The following is a 19,046-nucleotide window of genomic DNA, read 5'->3' as shown; positions in this document are numbered from 1 at the left end:
TATGGATCCTATTTTGGGGTACGTTGCCGCAGCCAGTTTATGTGTTTTATTACTGGCCAGTGGCCTAGAAAAAATCCGCCATTTCAGTTTGTTCGAAGGCGCTGTATCGGCATACCGCTTGGTGCCTGAGCTGACAGTGCGTCTGGTTGCAGGAGGGTTTATTGCAACGGAGCTGGCGGCCGCATTGCTGTTGTTGTGGCCCAGTACACGCGTGTTGGGGGGCGTGGTAGCCAGTGCGTTGTTGGTAGTGGCAACGGCTGCCATGGCCATCAATTTGCTACGTGGTCACACCGATGTAGCCTGCGGCTGCGGCAGTCTTAAAGATCAATCAGCCGGGTTGTCGTGGTGGTTGGTGGTACGTAATGCGCTATTGCTGGTGGTGCTAAGTGCTGTCTGGCTGCCAATCAGCCAACCCGAGCGTGCCTTGGGCTGGGTAGATGGCCTGACTTTTTTTGGTGCCACCTTAGCATTGCTAGGGATGTACCACGCGCTGAATATGTTGATTGAATCGCATAGCAAATTACAAAAACTCAAGGAGATCTAAATGAGTGGATTAGTGATTTCAAATATTGTGTTGTGGGTAGTGGTGTTGATGCTGGTGGTGTTGGTATTGGCGCTATCACGACAAATCGGTGTGCTGTATGAGCGCGTAGCGCCTATGGGTGCGTTAACCATGGATAAAGGGCCAGAAGTAGGTAGCGCCGCCCCTGTGTTTGAGCTAACAGATATTGTGGGCAGACCACAGAGCATTGGCGTGCCAGGCCAATACAGCCAATTGTTGTTCTTCCTGTCGCCTACCTGCCCTGTATGTAAGAAGCTGCTGCCTATCTTGCGTTCTATCGCACAAGCTGAAAAGCAGTGGTTGCGAGTGGTGTTGGCCAGTGATGGTGAAATGCCTGAGCACTTGGCATTTTATAAGCAAGCAGGTTTAGATCCATTCCCCTACTTGTTGTCTACACCATTGGGCATGAGTTTTCACATCAGCAAGCTGCCTTACGCTGTGCTTATGGATGAAAACGGTGTGATTCGCGCTAAAGGACTGATCAATTCGCGCGAGCAGTTGGAGAGTCTGTTTACAGCCAAAGAGCTGGGTGTGGCGTCCATGCAGGATTACCTGCGTACTACAGAGATGAAGGACGTGAACGTTTCACGTAAGGAGAAGGCAAATGCATTGGTTGGATAACTTAGGGGAGCGTGTGTCTAGGCGTTTGGCACATCGTTCTTCACGCCGTGGGTTTTTAAACGGTTTGGGGAAGGTGATGGTGGCATCGGCTGCTATCTTGCCGGTATTGCCCGTAGCGCGAGCAGGCAATACGCCTAAATTAACGGGGTTAGACCCGAACGAGATTCCTGAAGAGGAATTTAACTCGTGCGACTACTGGCGTCATTGCGCAGTAGACGGGTTCTTGTGTTCGTGTTGTGGTGGTACGGCGTCTTCGTGCCCACCCGGCACCACAGCCTCGCCCATTTCGTGGGTGGGTACGTGTCATAACCCGTATGACGGCAAAGATTACCTCATCAGTTATAACGATTGTTGTGGGAAAACGGCGTGTAACCGTTGTGGATGTAATACCCAAACGCGTGAGCGTCCTGGGTACGAGTTCTTCCTGCATAATGACGTGAACTGGTGCATGGCAAACGACAACAGCACCTTCCATTGCACAACGTCTGTGTTGGTAGGCTTAGCTAAAAACTAAGAAAAAGGGTCGGTAGCCAGTGGCTTACCGACCTCTTGGTTTGGAGTACAAGAATGAGAGCGTTGATACTGGTTCTATTGGGCTGTGTGTCAGGGTTGGGCGCCAATGCAGCAGAGGCAAAGCGCCCCTTGCCTACCGATGGCGATGCCCAATTAGCCTATTTTTTAAACAGTGAAGGGGTATACAAAGACTACATGCTGCAATGCGCAGGCTGCCACCGTTTTGATGGCAAAGGTGCTGAAAATCGTGGCATTCCTAGTTTTGTAGACTCCATAGGGCTGTTTAGCCGAATTCCCGATGGTCGTGCGTACATGATACGAGTGCCGGGTGCATCACAATCGCAGTTGAATAACGATGAATTAGCGATGGTGTTGAATTATGTGGTGGCTCGTTTTAGCCCTGACGAATACGATGGCGGAAAATTCAGGTTGTTCAGTGCGGCAGAGGTAGGGGCATCACGTCCGTACAAATTTGACGATGTGGCCGAAGCGCGCAAGGCGTTAGAGCAACAGATGTCAGAACAAGGCTGGGAGCCAGCGCCTTATTTATTCGGGCAAGCGGGGCGTTAAACCCGGTGTGGTAGATTAGTTGGGGTTTGTCTGTCTAGGCAAAGCCAAGAAAAAACGATAAATAAAAGTAGGGGATGAGATATAGCAGCACGACTAGGAGAAGAAAATGTTGTTGCAAGCTTCGCCACTGCATTTTCAAGATGTGGGGTTATTAAGTGACTTTCTGTCGCAAACATTTGTACCGCTGGATGTAAAGGCTCAAGGTAGCCAACCGTTTTCCAACACGGCGATTAACGAACAATTAGGGTCGTTAATGGTGACGGAAATGCGGTGTACAGCGCTGCAAGTAGACCGCACACATGCGTTGGCAGACCGTACTGAATCAGCACTGTACAAAGTATCGCTGCAGCTTTCTGGGGTGAGCGAAATTCACCAACAGAACCGCAGGGTATTGCTGCATGCTGGGCAATGGGCACTGTACGACACCACTCGTCCCTATACGATTAACGTGGATGCCGATGCTCATTTGTTGGTGTTGCAGTTGGGGCTTAGCCATATGCAAAGCTGGCTGCCGTGTCTGCAGGCGGCTTTAGTACGGCGTTTTGAAACCCAAGAAGGCAGCGGCCAGTTAATGCGCCAAATGCTGTTAGGGGCGTTGCATCAGCGTCCTTTGCTGTCTGATGTGGCAGCAGGTGGTGTTGCCACAGCCTTATTACACCTTATAGGTGCACAACTGAGTGAATGTGCGGATGTCACCCTAGAACAAGAGCAAGACTCCGTGCAGCATGTGCAGTTGATGAAGCTGAAGCACTACATTGCCGAAAACCTGACCGACCCTGCATTAGGGGTAGAGCTACTCTGTGCGCATTTCCGTTATTCGCGGCGCTATTTGTATAAGCTGTTCGCCCTGCAAAATTTATCGCCAGCCGACTATATACAGCGCCAACGTTTAGAAGCCTGCAAACAGTTGCTGGCGAATCCGCACTATCAACGCCCCGTTACCGAGTTGGCTTATCAATACGGCTTTAGAGATGCCACCGCATTTAGCCATGCGTTTAGACGTCGATATGGCTTGTCGCCTACGGCATGGCGTCAAACACCCAACTAGGCACTAGCCTGAAATAGCGGTTGCGCACACGCCGCTAGTGTTGCTGCGTGGCTCTATGCCTAGTGAGTTGAATACGATAATCTGTACTGTAACGAGCAGGTTGCTGCCTGCATTTCCCCTGATTTGTTGATTTTTGCGCCATGACTGCACATACGCCTTCTTTTGTTTTTTCTCAGCGAGCACAAAAACTAACCAGCTCGGCCATCCGAGAGATCCTTAAAGTTACGACCAGACCCGAAGTGATTTCTTTTGCGGGCGGGTTGCCGTCTGCAGATGGTTTCCCTATTGAAGAATTGCGTCAGGCCTACGATAACGTGTTGGCGACAGAAGGCCGACAGGCCTTGCAGTACGGCCCTACCGAAGGCTATAGACCACTGCGCGAGTGGGTGGCAAAGGACTTAAGTCGCGATGGCCTTACGGTGTCACCTGATGAAGTATTGATTGTGTCAGGCTCGCAGCAAGCTCTAGATATGTTGGGCAAGCTGTTCATTGATCCCGGTAGCAAAGTATTGGTAGAGTCGCCTACCTATTTGGGGGCGTTGCAGTCGTTCTCATTATTTGAGCCAGAGTACGTGGCGATTGCGACGGACGAGCAAGGTTTGATACCGGCCGAGGTCTCCACGGCCAAAGCGCAGGGTGCACGGTTTATTTATACGTTGCCTAATTTTCAGAATCCCATGGGTATTAGCCTAACGGCTGAACGTCGCCAAGAATTGGTAGAGCGCTGTGCGGCGGCAGGTATCCCCGTGGTGGAAGACGACCCGTATGGCGAGCTGCGTTATGCCGGTACGCCACAGCCTAGTTTGTTGGCGCTGGGGCGTAAAGCGGGTGCAACGGTGATTCGCTTGGGTTCATTCTCTAAAGTATTGGCACCTGGTCTGCGGTTGGGGTATATCGTGGCGCCAGTAGAAATCATCAATAAACTGGTGCAAATTAAACAAGCTACCGATTTGCACACGGCGATCGTGACGCAGATGGCGGTGTATAACGCTATTCAAAATGGTTTTCTAAGCCGTCACTTGCCTGTGGTGCGCGAGTTGTACCAACGCCAATGCACCTACATGCTAGAGGCCCTAGATGCGCACTTCCCAGATTCTGTGCAGTGGACTAAGCCCGAGGGCGGTATGTTCTTGTGGGTAACGTTGCCTGAACAGTTGGACGCTGAGCGTTTGCTAGAAAAAGCGATTGCTCGCAACGTGGCGTTTGTGCCCGGCGCACCTTTCTATTCAGGTGCAGGGTTAAAACGTAATACCTTACGCCTAAGTTTTGTGACCGTATCGGAAGAAAAAATCCGTAAGGGCATAGAAATACTGGGCCAGTTGATACGCGAAGAGCTACAGGCATAACGCTGCAAGGCGATTTTCGCGTTATCATCACACACAGCCGTGTTTTGCACGGCTGTACTTTTTTCTACTGCCATTGTTTGCCATGTCTGCATTAAAAACGCCAGAACGCATTGATTTGAACGATATACGTCACAACGACTGGGTGGCGCGTTGGTTGCCCGCTGCGTGGGGACCTTATGCAAGGCTGTGTAGGCTAGATAGGCCAGTAGGAACATGGCTGACGTTATTGCCAACGATTGCGGCATTGGTGCAGGCTGCTAACGGTGTGCCCGATTGGTGGCGTTTACTGATTTTCTCGCTAGGCGCGTTGTTGATGCGTGGCGTGGGGTGCTGCTTCAACGATATTTTTGATAGAAACTTTGACCACCAAGTAGAGCGCACGCGTTTCAGACCTCTAACCAGTGGGCAACTGACGCTTAAAAAAGCCTTGTGGTTTGTGTTTGCGCAGTTGGTTGTGGCAGCTTTGTTTTTGTTCGCGATTAACAGTTATAGCCGTTGGTTAGCACTGGCGTTGGTGCCGATTGTGGTGATCTACCCGTTATGCAAACGTTTTACCTACTGGCCGCAAGCAGTCTTGGGCATAGCGTTTAACTGGGGCATGTTGATGGCGTGGTCGGATACCCAAAATATTGTGCCGTTGGCGGCCATCGCCATGTGGTGGGGCACGGTGTTATGGCAGATAGGTTACGACGCTATTTATGGCTATATCGATATTGCCGACGATGTAAAGCTGGGGCTGAAATCAGCCGCCATACGCTTTGGTGATAATGGCAAACAGTGGATTGGCGGTCTGTATATTTTGGCGATGCTATGTTGGCTGTGGGCTGGCTATAGCATGGGCATGGGCTGGGGCTACTTCGTGGTGATGGCGGTGATTGCCGTGCACTTCGTGTGGCAGGTAAGCCGTTTTGACCCTAAGCGTCCAGAATTTGGGCTGGGGCTGTTCCGTGCCAACATGACCGTTGGGGTCTTGATGATCGTGGCAGCGCTGGCTGGAACAATCTAGGGTAAACCCTTATAAATACTAAAAAAATCCCTAAAAAGATCGTGCCTACGAAATTCGCTGTGTAAAATCAGTGGCTTTCATATCCATATCAGAACCTCAACTGCTTAGGCAGTCGGGTGAGTCTTTAGTAGGTTGATCATGCCCAGTACCATGGAAGTTGTCGCAACCGTATTGTTTGCGATCGCCATTGTCCATACTTTTTCCGTTCCCGTGTTTGCGCGCCTTGCTAATCGTGGTGGTTCGCATGCTGGTTTATGGCATTTGCTGTCAGAAGTAGAAGCCGTTTTCGGTGTATGGGCCTGTGTGTTATTTGTGTACGTGGCCGTATTCATTGGTTTGGATACTGCTGTGGAATACATGGATTCACGTAATTTCACTGAACCGGCTTTTGTGTTCGTGATTATGGTAATTGCGGCCAGCCGACCGATTCTTGAGTTGGTGTCGGTGATTGTGCGTTTGTTGTCGCGCTTGGTGCCAGTACGTCAAGAATATGCCATGTTTTTCATCATCATGGCCTTTGTACCGCTATCGGGTTCGTTGATTACCGAGCCTGCTGCCATGACATTGGCTGCGCTGATGATTAGAGATCGCTACTTCTCTAAGTCCAATTTGGATGGTTTTAAATACCTGACACTAGGTGTACTGTTCGTAAATATTTCCATCGGTGGTGTATTAACCGCCTATGCTGCGCCACCAGTATTGATGGTTGCGCAAACCTTCAATTGGGATTCTGCCTACATGTTCACGCATTTTGGTTGGCGTGCAGCATTGGCAGTCATCATTAACGCTGCGTTACTGACATGGCTGTCGCGCGAAGCATTGGTGATGCCAGAGCCAGACCCAAGCACGGTGATTACTAAGGCAAAACGTCCACCTGTACCACCTGTAGTGATGGTGATACATATGCTGTTCTTGGCAGGTGTAGTGGTGTTTGCCCATCACCCCGTGATTTTCATGGCATTGCTGATGATGTTTATCGGTTACGCCCATGCTTACGCACGTCACCAAAACCCACTCATGATTCGCGAAGGCCTAATGGTAGGTTTCTTCTTGGCTGGTTTGGTGGTGTTGGGCGGTTTGCAGAAATGGTGGTTGCAAGACTTGCTAGGTGGCTTGCCTCCATTCGTATTGTTCTGGGGTGCTACCGCTTTGACAGCCATTACCGATAACGCGGCACTGACTTACCTGGGCTCGTTGGTGGAAGGAACTAATGAGTTCTGGCGCTACATGTTGGTGGCCGGTGCGGTAACGGGTGGTGGTTTGACTGTGATTGCTAACGCACCCAACCCCGCTGGTTTCTCGATTTTGAAAGGTACATTCCCAGACGGCGCTATTTCTCCATTGCGTTTGTTGCTGTCGGCAGCCATACCAACCTTGATCGCAGCAGGTATGTTCTTGTTGCCTGTTTAAGGCAAAAAAATGCCTAGTAAAGTAGGCTGTTGCGCATAAACAGTGCGATGTAGCAGTAAACGGGCTAAAATCAGGAATCTGAATTTAGCCCGTTTACGTTAGAATGGGCTAATTGTGTTTCGTCCTACTGTTTTAGAGTTGCGTCGTGCCTATTTATGCGTATAAGTGCAGTAACTGCCATCACGAGCAGGATGTACTGCAGAAGATGTCTGACCCTGTATTAGAGGTTTGCACTAGCTGTGGTCAACATACCTATCAAAAGCAGGTGACTGCTGCGGGCTTTCAATTGAAAGGTTCGGGTTGGTATGTTACTGATTTCCGTAATGGCGGAAAATCTTCTGATTCTGGAAGTTCGTCTTCCAGTGGTTCGTCAAGCGATAGTAGCGGTTCCTAACAGCTATGCGTTTTTTCAAGCGATTCTTCATTACTGGCCTATTGGTCTGGATCCCGTTGGTGATCACAGTCTGGGTCATCATGTTGTTGATCAATACGCTTGAAAGCTTTGTTCCTACGTTTCTGACATCCGAGGCATTGTTCGGTATTTCAGTGCCGGGTTTCAGTGTCATACTGGTACTGGTTGTGGTGCTGTTGACCGGTTTGGTTACGGCAAACTTAATCGGCCGTACGCTGTTTGAGCAGTGGGAAAAGCTATTGGGACGCATTCCATTGGTGCGTTCCATTTATAATTCTGTTAAGCAGGTGAGCGATACGGTGCTAGCTCCAAATGGGCAGGCATTTCGTGAAGCGGTATTGGTTGAGTACCCCCGTAAAGGGGCGTGGACCATCGCCTTTTTGACAGGTGCTCCAGGTGGTGAGGTGGTGGGTAAGTTGCCCGTCGAGTGTGTGAGTGTGTATGTGCCCACCACACCCAATCCTACCTCGGGGTTTTTTCTGATGTTGCCGCGGTCTGATGTGGTCAAGCTAGATATGACTGTGGATGCGGCACTTAAATATATTGTTTCCATGGGAGTTGTGGTGCCAACTGAGCGCCCACCTCTCTGATTCGTTTACTGAGGGAGTCATCCTAGATGCGTACCTGCTATACCGGCGAGGTCAATACCCAACACTTGGGACAAACCGTTACGTTGTTCGGCTGGGTGCACCGCCGACGCGATCATGGTGGTGTCATTTTTATTGACCTGCGTGATCGTGCTGGTCTGGCACAGATTGTTGTGAATCCGGAAAATGCTGAGGTGTTTGCCACAGCAGAGCGTATTCGTAACGAGTTCTGCTTGCGTGTAACAGGCGTGGTTCAAGCACGTCCAGAAGGTACAGCGAATTCAGACTTGGCTTCGGGTGCAGTAGAGATTGTTTGCCAAGAACTGGAAATCCTGAACGCTTCGGTGACTCCTCCATTCCAGTTGGATGACGACAACCTATCAGAAACCACACGCCTGACACACCGTGTGTTGGATCTGCGTCGCCCACAAATGCAAAACAACTTGATGTTGCGTTACCGTGTGGCCATGGAAGTGCGTAAGTATCTGGATAGCATGGGTTTTATTGATATCGAAACCCCAATGCTGACCAAAAGCACACCAGAAGGCGCGCGTGACTACTTGGTGCCATCCCGTGTGAACCCAGGTGAGTTCTTTGCGTTGCCGCAGTCTCCACAGTTGTTCAAGCAGATGTTGATGGTGGCGGGTTTTGACCGTTACTACCAAATCACTAAATGCTTCCGCGACGAAGATTTGCGTGCTGATCGCCAGCCAGAATTTACCCAGATCGACTGCGAAATGTCGTTCATGGACGAGTTCCAAATCCGCGATATTTTCGAAAACATGGTTCGTCACGTGTTCTCCACAGTACAGAAAGTTGAGTTGCCTCAGCCTTTCCCTGTGATGAGCTGGACAGAAGCCATGCAACGTTTTGGCTCCGACAAACCCGATATGCGTGTGAAACTGGAGTTCACTGACGTCGCTGATTTGATGCGTGAAGTGTCCTTCAAAGTATTCTCCGGCCCAGCAAACGATCCTAGCTGCCGTGTTGTAGCATTGCGTGTACCGGCTGGTGGTGAAATGCCACGTAGTGAAATTGATGCGTACACCAAGTTTGTAGGCATCTACGGTGCAAAAGGTTTGGCGTACATCAAAGTGAACGATGTGACGAACATCCCTGAAGGGTTGCAGTCCCCAATCGTGAAGAACATCGACAACGACGCACTGCGTGCCGTGATGGAACGTACAGGCGCTCAAAACGGCGATTTGATCTTCTTTGGTGCCGACAAAACGCAGGTTGTGAACGATGCTATTGGCGCGTTGCGTATCAAAATTGGTCACAGCGAGCATGGTCGCAAGCACGGTTTAGTAGAAGCCGGCTGGAAACCATTGTGGGTTGTAGACTTCCCCATGTTTGAGTACGACGAAGAAACCAAGCGTTACTACGCGGCTCACCACCCATTCACCAGCCCCAAAGATGGTCACGAAGACTTCTTGGAAACCGATCCAGCCAAAGTACAGGCCAAAGCCTACGACATGGTGTTGAACGGTTGGGAAATGGGCGGTGGCTCGGTACGTATTCACCGCGCTGACGTTCAAAGTAAAGTGTTCTCGGCATTGAACATCAATGCTGAAGAAGCACGCGAGAAATTCGGCTTCTTGCTGGATGCGTTGCAATACGGTGCGCCTCCACATGGTGGTATCGCTTTTGGTTTGGATCGCATGATCACCATGATGGCGGGTGCAGATTCTATCCGCGACGTGATTGCGTTCCCCAAAACACAGCGTGCACAGTGTTTGTTAACACATGCTCCTTCTGGTGTAGACGAGAAGCAATTGAAAGAATTGCACATCCGTTTGCGTCCACAGGAAGCAAAGCCCGCCTAAGGCTATGGGAATCATACGGGTCATCAGCTACAACATTCATAAGGGACGCACGGCCACCGGTGGTCGTGAGTCTCTAGAAGAGTTGAAGCTAGGCCTGTATGGCCTGTCCCCAGACTTGCTGTTTTTGCAGGAGGTTCAGGGACGAAATGATCAACAAGCAACGCTAGACGCACAACACGAATCCTTAGCGGCGGTGTTGCGCATGCGTAATGCATACGGGTGTAACGCTGTGCGTGAGTTTACCGATCACGGTAACGCGCTGTTATCCCGCTACCCTATCTTGCACCACGAGAACGAAGATATTTCGGATCACCGCCTTGAGCAGCGTGGTTTGCTTCATGCCGTGGTAGATATTGAGGGCAGGCCAGTGCACTGTATTGTGGTGCATCTGGGTTTGTTTGGCGGTGGTAGAGCGCGCCAAGCACAAGCTTTGGTAGATAGAATTCACCGGCTGGTGCCGGATGATGAACCGCTACTTATTGCAGGCGATTTCAACGACTGGAATAACAAGTTAGCCCCTATCTTCGTGAAGCAATTAGGCTTATACGAGGTGTTTTCCTTTGCTTCCATGGTGAAAGGTAAGACAGGGCCTGGGTTTACGTTGCGCCAGCCCATGAGCTGGTTGCGTGGGTGGTCCAAGCAGGACGGCAGTGAAATCCATACGCCACAATTAGGCGTGGATGGCAATGCGCGGTTAACCTTGCCGCCACGTACTTTTCCCGCCGCATTTCCGTTTTTACGACTGGACCGTATCTACCAGCGAGGTTTTGCTGTGCGTACTGCTAAAGTGCTGCAAGGTTTGCCTTGGAAACAGATCTCTGATCACGCACCTATACTGACCGAATTGGAACTTCCCTAAATGGCCGAGGATATCTACGCCCACATCACGCCGGTAATCATTGTGAAAAACGGCGCTGCGCATGTGCACCGTACGATTAGTGCTCTGAAAGCGTTTAGGCAAGTGGTGGTGTATGACAATGGCTCTACGGACGATACGCTGCGCTTGTTAAGCGAGTACCCCAACGTCAAAGTGGTGCAAGGCAGCTTTATGGGCTTTGGCCCTACTAAGAATGCAGCGGCCTCACACGCGGAAACCGATTGGATCCTGTCTTTAGACATAGACGAGCAGGTGAACGCGCAATTGTTGGCAGCGTTAGCTGATTGGCCGCTAGAAGAAGACACCAAGGTGGGCGAGGTGCTGCGCAATAACTATTTTTGCGGTAAGCACATACGCACTAATGGTTGGGGTAAAGACTGGTTATGCCGCCTGTATAACCGTCGCCAACACTGCTTCACAGACAGCCAAGTACACGAGAAGGTAAAACTAGACGGTCGCAGCCAAGTGGTGCGTCTGAAGGGTGGTTTAGAGCACGAAGCAGTGACCGATGTGGGCCAGCTATTGGTGAAAACGCAGTATTATTCCGAACTATATGCCAACTCAGAACGCGCTCGTTTATACCCCTTCCCTGTGGTGGTGTTAAAAGCGGCTTTTCGATTTATTCGATCGTACTTTCTGCAAGCCGGCATTCTATCTGGCTCTAGGGGTATGATCATTGCTGTAGGCGAAGCAACGGGCGTTTTCTTCCGCTACAGCAAAGTGTATCAGCGCAAGAAATTTACACAGAAAGCTGATAAAAACACATAAAAACTCGGAACTTTCTGCGCTTTTTGCCCTCTTATTATGTGTTTCCCTATTTAGCACTCAGTGTGCTAGAGTGCTAAAATAATAAAAGGATTATGCAGAGACTTCGTTATCGCGCCGAGGCTTTCTCGGGGTTGGTAACCTTGATACAGGATTATTCATGACCCATACATCGCAATCTTTGGCTCTTGCACCTGCTACTCAATTAGCAGCTGCTGTATCCAATCCAGGCGCGTTGGGTACGTTAGAGGCCTACATCTCCGCTGTTAACGCGCAACCTATGTTGACTCCGGAAGAAGAGGTGGCCCTCGGCCAGCGCCTTCAAAAAGAAAGTGATCTTGACGCTGCTCGTCAATTGATCATGTCCCATTTACGTTTGGTGGTGTCTATTTCCCGCCAGTACCTAGGTTATGGCCTACCGCAGGCTGACCTGATTCAAGAAGGCAATATTGGCCTGATGAAAGCGGTTAAACGTTTTGATCCAGATCGTGGTGTACGTCTGGTGTCGTTTGCCGTGCATTGGATTAAAGCTGAAATCCACGAATATGTGGTGCGCAATTGGCGCTTGGTGAAAATCGCTACGACTAAAGCGCAGCGTAAACTGTTTTTTAATCTGCGTCGTATGCGCCCTGAAGATGGGCAGACGTTAAACCCTGCGGAAATTGATGATATCGCACGCGAGTTGAATGTGCGTCCGCAAGACGTTAGCGAAATGGAAATACGCTTAACGGGTGGTGAACTGGCATTGGAGTCCTCTATGGATGACGACGATGACGGTTTTGCACCTATTAGCTATTTGTCCGACGAAGGGGCATTTGAACCTACGCAAGTATTGGCTGAGCGTGCAACGCAGTCATTGCAGGGCGAAGGTTTGGAAAATGCACTGGAAAAACTGGACCCTCGTTCACGACGCATTATTGAAGCGCGTTGGTTGCAAGATGACCAAACGGCTACGTTGCACGAACTGGCAGCCGAGTTTGGGGTATCCGCCGAGCGTATTCGTCAAATTGAAGTAGCCGCGATGAAAAAAATGCGCACGCACTTGCAAGTAGCGTTGTAACAATTACTTACATAAAAGTTTTATCAGGTAGAGAACTAACCAGAAGATAGGCCCTCAAAGTAGTATCTGCAACGCTTTCATATCCCTGTGGGGCGTTGCGTGCATCTGCTTCGGCTTCTCCTCTTCCCCCTCTCTGATAGAAGTAGATGCTTTAGGACACCTGCCCAGGTGTCCTTTTTTTATGCGCGTTTTTTATGGTGCAGTAGAAGACAGTAGCAGTTGCAAGTCGTGCTTGATGTCTTCAGGGCTAGCATCGCCACGCATAAGCACACGGGTCTTCCCGGTTTTATCAAGCAGATAAAAAGAGGAAGAGTGGTCCATGGTGTATTGACCCGCTTGTGCCGTGGGTGCTTTGGCGTAAAAGGCTTTAAAAGATTGCGCGGTTTTACGTATTTGCTCGGGGGAGCCAGTTAGCCCAATGAAGTCTGGCGAAAATGCTTCTACATAGCTTTGCATGACTTCTGGGGTGTCGCGTTCGGGGTCTACTGTAATCAGTAGTACTTGTACCTGTTTGGCATCGTCGCCCAGCATCTCCATCGCACTGGCTAGCTGCACCATTGCCGTGGGGCATACGTCAGGGCATTGTGTGAATCCAAAAAATACCACTACCGCTTTACCCTGAAAATCGGCTAATCGACGGGTGTTGCCGTGACCATCCACAAGTTCTAGCGTACGGCCTATGCCAGCTTTAGAGATATCGTTACCCACGAACGGTAGGGGGTCGGGTTCAGGGGAGCAGGCGGCTAATCCTAGACTAAGTAGCAGCAGGGGTAGCAAACGCGATAGGGTAGGGAAACGCAATAACATAGTAGGCAAGTCGCTAATCAGTATCAGATGTAGTGTATCGTGACTGCTGGGTTATGCATTCACGAATGCTAGCCTGCTTAGGTCTAATGTAAAAAACTGCATAGGCTAGTGTTGCGGCATGAATGCTTGCACTACAATTCTTACATGAAAATCGAAATTTCCCCTTCATTGCATAAGCCAATGCGGCAACGATTCAAATGGTTGCTGGCTCAAGCTCAAGAACTGCCTCCCGTAGGCAGCCGTCCTCTTACCTTTTGCGGTCGTGTGTGTGGTTGGGTTATCAAAGAAACTATCCCTGAACTCTTAACCATAGACGGGGTACGTTGTGATGGGGATGCGGTACACATAGGCGATATGCGTTTGCCCACCGTCCAGGCCAATAGGTTGCTGGAACGCATTGCCAATAAATTGAATGATGCCGGTTTCGTGAAGGCGTGGCGTGGTGAATTACTGGATGTGTTTGCTGAAGGGCGCTGTTTAGGCGCTATAGAGCGTGGTGCCGTTAGGCCGTTAGGGTTACTTACTCAGGCCGTACACTTAAATGCATGGACACCTGAAGGCCGCTTATGGGTACAAAAACGTGCGGCCCATAAATCTACCAACCCGAATATGTGGGACACCTTAGTGGGCGGTTTGGTGAGCGCTCAAGAAGACCTAGATGTTTCATTGCTGCGAGAAAGCGAAGAAGAGGCCGGGCTATATGCCAAGGATTTACACGCTTTAGAACCTATGCGTTTGATTACCCGTATGCATCGCCGATTGCCTGAAGGCTATCAGGTGGAAAATGCATGGGTAAATGATTGTGTGTTGGATCACGATGTACAACCCGCCAACCAAGATGGCGAGGTGAGCGAAATACGCCATATCAGCGTAGAAGAGTATTGGGAAATGGCGGTGGCAGGGGAAGTTACCTTGGAAGCTGAACTGGTGACGTTAGATAGTATCTGTCACCGTGCCTCAATACCGGATACCATAGCGTAGTAGTCATTAACAGCTGCTTGTGAAAAGGGGTAAAACCATGCGTAATCCTTTTGATATACCCGGAATGATGGGAAGTGGTATGAATGCGGATTCCTCACAGAATCCATTATTTGCGTCGTTAGATATGATGCGCTCTGCGTGGGAATCCATGGGAGGTGGGGCAGGTTTTGGCAACTTTGCTGATGCATCTGCTGCCATGCTGTCACCCGAAGAGCTAGAAAAACGTCTACGTGACCTACGTGCGGTGGAAAACTGGTTGAAATTAAACCTGTCCATGTTGGAAGGCACGATACAGGGTCTGGAAATTCAAAAAGCGACATTGCGCACTGTGCAGAACTTTGCTCAGCAAGCCACTCAAATGGCTGGTGAACAAATGGCAAGTGGTGCTGACGAGCGTATGAAAAAGGCCGCCGAGCAAGGTATGCAAGATGCAGGCCAAGCCGTTTGGGATTTGCTGCAAAAGCAGTTTAATGCTGTTGCCTCGGCGACTGCAGCGTCCATGCAAAGTGCTCAAAGCATGGTAGATGGCATGGCAGGGGTAGTACAGCCGGTTTCAGGCGATTCCACTATGCGCCGCGAGGCCAAGCCTAAGTCAACTGCTGCACGCAATCCTGCCGCTAAAAAAGCGGTCAAAAAGGCAGCGAAAAAAGCAGTAAAGAAAGCCGCAACAGCACCCAGTAGTGGTGCCAGTGCGAGCAAAAGTGCACGTAAAAGCAGTAAGTAATAACTAGGTTGAGGAATACAGGAACATGATGCTGAATGTGGTAATACTGGCAGCGGGCATGGGCAAACGCATGCAGTCTGCATTGCCTAAGGTGTTGCACCCCATTGCGGGTAAACCTATGTTGATGCATGTTGTAGAGGCAGCGCGTCAGCTAGAGCCCAGCCGTATCGTCGTGGTTGCAGGTCATGGTGCAGAGCAATTGCAGCAGTACTTGGCCGGCCAAACCGACATACATGTAGTGTTACAACAGCCCCAGCAGGGTACTGGTCATGCCGTGATGCAAGCGGAGCCTGCACTGCTGGGTGAGCATCCTGATGACACCACCTTAGTGTTGTATGGCGATGTGCCGTTAGTGCAAAGCGATACCCTGAAAGCACTGCTAGCAGCGCGTCAAGATGGTTTGGCTATTTTGACCGAGTTCTTAGACGACCCCACTGGTTATGGTCGTATCGTGCGTAATGCACAAGGTACGATCAGTCGTATCGTGGAGCACAAAGACGCTACTGACGCCGAACACCAAATCCGCGAAGTAAACACCGGTATTATGGCAGCGCCTACCGTACGGTTACGCGATTGGTTATCACGCATTGATAACAAAAATGCCCAAGGTGAGTACTACCTTACCGACGTGGTAGGGTTGGCGGTGGCTGATGGTGTGGCGGTTAATGCCGCACATCCATCGTTTCCTTGGGAGACCTTGGGGGTGAACAGCCGTGTGCAGCAAGCTCAATTAGAGCGTGCCTGGCAGGCTGAGCAAGCTCGTCGCTTGCTAGAGCAAGGCGTGAGCATCATGGACCCTTCTCGTTTTGATGTACGTGGCAGCTTGCAATGTGGCCGCGATGTGTACATTGATGTGGGGTGCGTGTTTGAAGGCGATGTAGTGTTGGGCGATGGCGTACGAGTTGGTCCACACTGCGTCTTAAAAAATGTGCAGTTGGGTGCAGGTACGGTGGTACACGCCTTTAGCCATTTAGATCAAAGCCGTACAGCAGAACTGGCTAGCATCGGACCTTATGCGCGTTTGCGCCCCGGTGCCGTGCTGGAGCGCGGTGCGGCTGTGGGTAACTTTGTAGAAGTGAAAAACAGTACCTTAGGTGCAGACACCAAGGCTAGCCATTTGTCGTATCTAGGCGATGCGCAAATAGGCGAGCGGGTCAATATCGGTGCCGGTACCATCACCTGCAATTATGACGGTGTGAATAAATACCGCACTATCATTGAAGACGATGCCTTTATCGGTTCAGACTCACAGTTGGTGGCACCAGTGCGTGTAGGCAGAGGCGCAACTATAGGCGCAGGCACCACGCTAACACGTGATGCACCCGATGCTGAACTGACCTTGTCTCGCACACCACAAAGCACCATTAGTAACTGGAAACGGCCTGTAAAAAAATAACCGACGTGCCAAGCGAAAAATACTCTCCTCTTGAAGACGAGGTCATTAACCCTGCAAGTTGTGAGGGTCCTGATGGCTTGCCGTTACGCGAACGTATACCGGCAGTTATCACGCTGCTGTTAGCCATCGCAATTTCGGTATTAGACGCGGCAATGTCCAACGTGGCCTTGCCTGTCATCGCTGAAGAACTGAACATCAATGCGTCCAGAGTCGTGTGGATTCCCATTGCGTATAGTTTGACTATTGTGATGACGCTATTGCCGTTATCCGCTGTGGCTGAGCGTATAGGGCTGCGGCGTTTGTTCGTGACGGGGACAGTTATTTTTCTTGTGGCGTCGTGTAGTGCGGCGTTCTCGCAGTCTTTTGCCATGTTGCTGATGTCGCGCATTATGCAGGGCTTAGGTGCCTCCATGCTGATGTGCTTGTTTGGCAGTTTGGTAAGGATGATCTACCCGCTTAAAAAGCTGGCGGTGGGCATCAGTTTGAACGTTGTGGTGGTGTCTACAGCAGCCGTGCTAGCGCCTTCCATTGGGGCGTTTGTGTTGGATGTGGCGTCATGGCGCTGGATATTCTTCATCACGGTCCCTATTTGCGCGCTGACTTGGCTAGGTGTGAGGTACTTACCAGAAAGTCCCCGCGTATCCCGCGAGTTTGACTGGCTTGCTTGCCTATTGAGCGCTGCCGTCTTTGGATTGGCCATTCTAGGCTTAGACTTGCTAACGTCACACCCCATGTGGTCCTTAGGTTGTTTGGTGGTGGCGGCATTTAGTGCGCGAATTTTGTTGGCACGTTCGTTGCAGCAAGAGGCACCGGTGGTACCTGTGGATATCTTGCGCATTACCTCAGTAGGTTATGCTGTTTTAGCGTCGCTGTTTGCTTTTGCCACCCAAATGTCTGCCATGGTGAGCTTGCCGTTTTATTTTGTGCAGGTGATTGAAGCCAGTTATGCCGACATAGGTTTGTACATGGGCATGTGGCCACTAGGTGTGGTGGTGATGGCACCGTTATCGGCTTACTTGTCTGGCCGCGTTACGGTAGCGGTGCTATGCATTGTGGGTATGGTGGTAACAGCCATTGGGCTCTCTTCCTTGCTATGGTGGGGAGCAGGTGCCACAGATTGGCAAATCATGGTGTCTATGATGCTGTGCGGTGTAGGGTTTGGATTCTTTCAAACACCCAATAACAAAGCCATGTTGGCCGGGGTTCCACGTCGTCGCAGTGGTGTGGCTGGAGGTTTGCAAGCGACTACACGCGTGTTTGGTCAAAGTTTTGGCACGGCCTTGGTGGCGTTGGTGTTTGGCGCCAGCCCTGAGCAAGGTGCCGTCTGGGGTATAGGCGCCGCAGTGATTTGCGCGTTGGTCGCGCTGGGGATTAACGTGGTGCGTCAGCGCAATCCCGAAACAGATCCCGATTTTTTATAGTAGAACATCCATGCAGCATATTTTGATGGTAAACCTCGAGCGCGGATGGCGTGGTGGGGAGCGCCAGACGTTGTTGACCGCTAGCGAGCTACAACAGCGCGGCTACCGCGTCACTGTCTTAGCACGTACGGGCGAAGCGCTCTTTAAGCGAGCGACGCAGGCAGGTTTACGGGTAAAAGGTGTAGGCGGGAATGCGGGCCTGTTCTGGTTTTTGCTGCGTCATCGCAAAGCGTTTGATGTGGTGCATGTGCAGACGGCAGGTGCATTAACAGTAGTGTCGGCCATGAAGTCATGGCTGCAAACGCCCATTGTCTATACCCGTCGTACCAGTTTTGAGGTGAAGCCCGCCAAAGCAGCGCGCACCTTGGCGAAATGGGAGCGTGTGGATCAGTTTGTGGCGATTAGCCAAGCAGCAGCACAAGCACCACGGGCAATGGGTATAGAGGTAGCAGTTATTCCTAGCGCTGTAGAGTTTGTGCCGCCAGACCCAGACCAAATTATTGCCTTTTCTGAAGAGCAAGACTTGGCCGGTAAGTTTGTGTTGGCAACATGCGCGGCATTCACCCCTGAAAAAGACCCATTAACCTGTGTACGTGCAGTGCATGCGTTATGGCAAAAACGGCAAGATTTTGTCTTCTTACACTTTGGTGCAGGGGGCAGCGAACTCGCCGCAGCACAGCAGTTGATTCAAGAGTTGGGCCTAGAGCAGGTGTACAAAATCGTAGGCTTTAGACGCGACATAGAAAACATGTATAGATTGATGCATGTATTTGTATTGAGTTCCAAACAAGAAGCATTGGGCTCTAGCATTCTAGATGCCTTTTTGTACGAGGCTGCGGTGGTAGCGACTCGTGCAGGCGGCATCCCTGAAGTATTGGATGAGGGGCGCGGGCTACTGTGTGACGTGGGCGATGCAGAAGCAATTGCTACGGCATGCCATCAGTTACTGGAAGACGAGTCTTTATGCCGAGACATGGTGGCTAAAGCCGAAGCATGGGTGGTTGAAGAACATGCTATCCCGCTGATGGTTGACCGTTATTGTGATTTGTACAACCATGGGCGTCAGTCGTAGCAAGTGTATGTGGGGAAGCATACGCTGCTAGCTTTTATAAGA

20 protein-coding genes are annotated in these 19,046 nt (G+C 50.7%); 19 read left to right on the top strand and 1 reads right to left on the bottom strand.

All coding sequences use genetic code 11. The annotated features are described in order from the left end of the window. The first annotated feature begins 1 nt into the window (after nt 1). The 14 genes from GY634_RS08280 to rpoH all read left to right on the top strand — a co-directional run bounded on the left by GY634_RS08280 (nt 2) and on the right by rpoH (nt 12,603). Nucleotides 2-544 carry a MauE/DoxX family redox-associated membrane protein gene (locus tag GY634_RS08280; protein ID WP_166408063.1) on the top strand — a complete coding sequence of 181 codons (543 nt, stop codon included), beginning with the start codon at nt 2-4 and terminating at the stop codon, nt 542-544. Continuing rightward, nucleotides 545-1,183: a methylamine dehydrogenase accessory protein MauD gene (gene mauD, locus GY634_RS08275; RefSeq protein WP_166408062.1), complete on the top strand. Its 639-nt coding sequence runs from the start codon at nt 545-547 to the stop codon at nt 1,181-1,183. It begins immediately after the preceding gene. Continuing rightward, nucleotides 1,167-1,697, top strand: coding sequence for a methylamine dehydrogenase light chain (locus GY634_RS08270; protein WP_166408061.1), 531 nt, complete (start codon nt 1,167-1,169; stop codon nt 1,695-1,697). Before mauD ends, GY634_RS08270 begins: the two co-directional genes overlap by 17 nt. Nucleotides 1,698-1,750: 53 nt before the next feature. After that, on the top strand, nt 1,751-2,266 hold the full coding sequence (locus GY634_RS08265; RefSeq protein ID WP_166408060.1) for a c-type cytochrome: 516 nt from the start codon (nt 1,751-1,753) through the stop codon (nt 2,264-2,266). A gap of 106 nt (nt 2,267-2,372) precedes the next feature. Further along, the gene (locus GY634_RS08260; RefSeq protein ID WP_166408059.1) at nt 2,373-3,314 is read left to right on the top strand and encodes an AraC-like ligand-binding domain-containing protein; all 942 of its coding nucleotides are present in this window, start codon (nt 2,373-2,375) and stop codon (nt 3,312-3,314) included. Nucleotides 3,315-3,454: 140 nt separating this feature from the next. Then, the gene (locus tag GY634_RS08255) at nt 3,455-4,660 is read left to right on the top strand and encodes an aminotransferase-like domain-containing protein (protein ID WP_166408058.1); all 1,206 of its coding nucleotides are present in this window, start codon (nt 3,455-3,457) and stop codon (nt 4,658-4,660) included. An 82-nt stretch (nt 4,661-4,742) separates the two neighbouring features. Continuing rightward, nucleotides 4,743-5,666 (top strand): 4-hydroxybenzoate octaprenyltransferase, encoded by a 924-nt coding sequence (gene ubiA, locus GY634_RS08250; RefSeq protein ID WP_166408057.1) that lies wholly within the window; start codon nt 4,743-4,745, stop codon nt 5,664-5,666. 138 nt (nt 5,667-5,804) lie between these two features. Then, nucleotides 5,805-7,076 carry a putative Na+/H+ antiporter gene (locus GY634_RS08245; RefSeq protein ID WP_166408056.1) on the top strand — a complete coding sequence of 424 codons (1,272 nt, stop codon included), beginning with the start codon at nt 5,805-5,807 and terminating at the stop codon, nt 7,074-7,076. Between the two features lie 145 nt (nt 7,077-7,221). Then, nucleotides 7,222-7,470 carry an FmdB family zinc ribbon protein gene (locus tag GY634_RS08240; RefSeq protein ID WP_166408055.1) on the top strand — a complete coding sequence of 83 codons (249 nt, stop codon included), beginning with the start codon at nt 7,222-7,224 and terminating at the stop codon, nt 7,468-7,470. Nucleotides 7,471-7,475: 5 nt separating this feature from the next. Then, entirely contained in the window at nt 7,476-8,078 is a 603-nt protein-coding gene (locus GY634_RS08235) for a DUF502 domain-containing protein (protein ID WP_166408054.1), read from the top strand. Between the two features lie 26 nt (nt 8,079-8,104). Then, nucleotides 8,105-9,901 (top strand): aspartate--tRNA ligase, encoded by a 1,797-nt coding sequence (gene aspS, locus GY634_RS08230; protein ID WP_166408053.1) that lies wholly within the window; start codon nt 8,105-8,107, stop codon nt 9,899-9,901. Between the two features lie 4 nt (nt 9,902-9,905). Further along, on the top strand, nt 9,906-10,760 hold the full coding sequence (locus tag GY634_RS08225; RefSeq protein WP_166408052.1) for an endonuclease/exonuclease/phosphatase family protein: 855 nt from the start codon (nt 9,906-9,908) through the stop codon (nt 10,758-10,760). Next, nucleotides 10,761-11,546, top strand: coding sequence for a glycosyltransferase family 2 protein (locus tag GY634_RS08220; RefSeq protein ID WP_207625543.1), 786 nt, complete (start codon nt 10,761-10,763; stop codon nt 11,544-11,546). It abuts the gene before it with no gap. Between the two features lie 157 nt (nt 11,547-11,703). Then, a complete protein-coding gene (gene rpoH, locus GY634_RS08215; protein WP_166408051.1) occupies nt 11,704-12,603 on the top strand; it encodes an RNA polymerase sigma factor RpoH in 900 nt (299 codons plus the stop codon). A 192-nt stretch (nt 12,604-12,795) separates the two neighbouring features. Here rpoH and GY634_RS08210 read toward each other — a convergent pair whose 3' ends face one another. Beyond that, complete coding sequence (locus tag GY634_RS08210) at nt 12,796-13,410, bottom strand: SCO family protein (RefSeq protein ID WP_166408135.1); 615 nt, start codon at nt 13,408-13,410, stop codon at nt 12,796-12,798. Between the two features lie 144 nt (nt 13,411-13,554). On the opposite strand from GY634_RS08210, the gene GY634_RS08205 reads away from it, so the two are divergent. The 5 genes from GY634_RS08205 to GY634_RS08185 are packed head-to-tail and all read left to right on the top strand — an operon-like array spanning nt 13,555 to nt 19,004. Further along, a complete protein-coding gene (locus tag GY634_RS08205; protein ID WP_166408050.1) occupies nt 13,555-14,391 on the top strand; it encodes an NUDIX hydrolase in 837 nt (278 codons plus the stop codon). A 37-nt stretch (nt 14,392-14,428) separates the two neighbouring features. Next, on the top strand, nt 14,429-15,115 hold the full coding sequence (locus tag GY634_RS08200; protein ID WP_166408049.1) for a PhaM family polyhydroxyalkanoate granule multifunctional regulatory protein: 687 nt from the start codon (nt 14,429-14,431) through the stop codon (nt 15,113-15,115). Nucleotides 15,116-15,143: 28 nt separating this feature from the next. After that, nucleotides 15,144-16,511: a bifunctional UDP-N-acetylglucosamine diphosphorylase/glucosamine-1-phosphate N-acetyltransferase GlmU gene (glmU, locus tag GY634_RS08195; protein WP_166408134.1), complete on the top strand. Its 1,368-nt coding sequence runs from the start codon at nt 15,144-15,146 to the stop codon at nt 16,509-16,511. A gap of 5 nt (nt 16,512-16,516) precedes the next feature. Beyond that, nucleotides 16,517-17,932 carry an MFS transporter gene (locus GY634_RS08190; protein ID WP_166408048.1) on the top strand — a complete coding sequence of 472 codons (1,416 nt, stop codon included), beginning with the start codon at nt 16,517-16,519 and terminating at the stop codon, nt 17,930-17,932. A 10-nt stretch (nt 17,933-17,942) separates the two neighbouring features. Then, nucleotides 17,943-19,004 (top strand): glycosyltransferase family 4 protein, encoded by a 1,062-nt coding sequence (locus GY634_RS08185; protein WP_166408047.1) that lies wholly within the window; start codon nt 17,943-17,945, stop codon nt 19,002-19,004. The last annotated feature ends 42 nt before the right edge of the window (nt 19,005-19,046 follow it).

Origin of the sequence: Paenalcaligenes suwonensis, assembly GCF_011290505.1 — a bacterium.
Classification (GTDB): domain Bacteria; phylum Pseudomonadota; class Gammaproteobacteria; order Burkholderiales; family Burkholderiaceae_B; genus Paenalcaligenes; species Paenalcaligenes suwonensis.
This window is presented reverse-complemented; position numbering and strand designations above follow the sequence as displayed.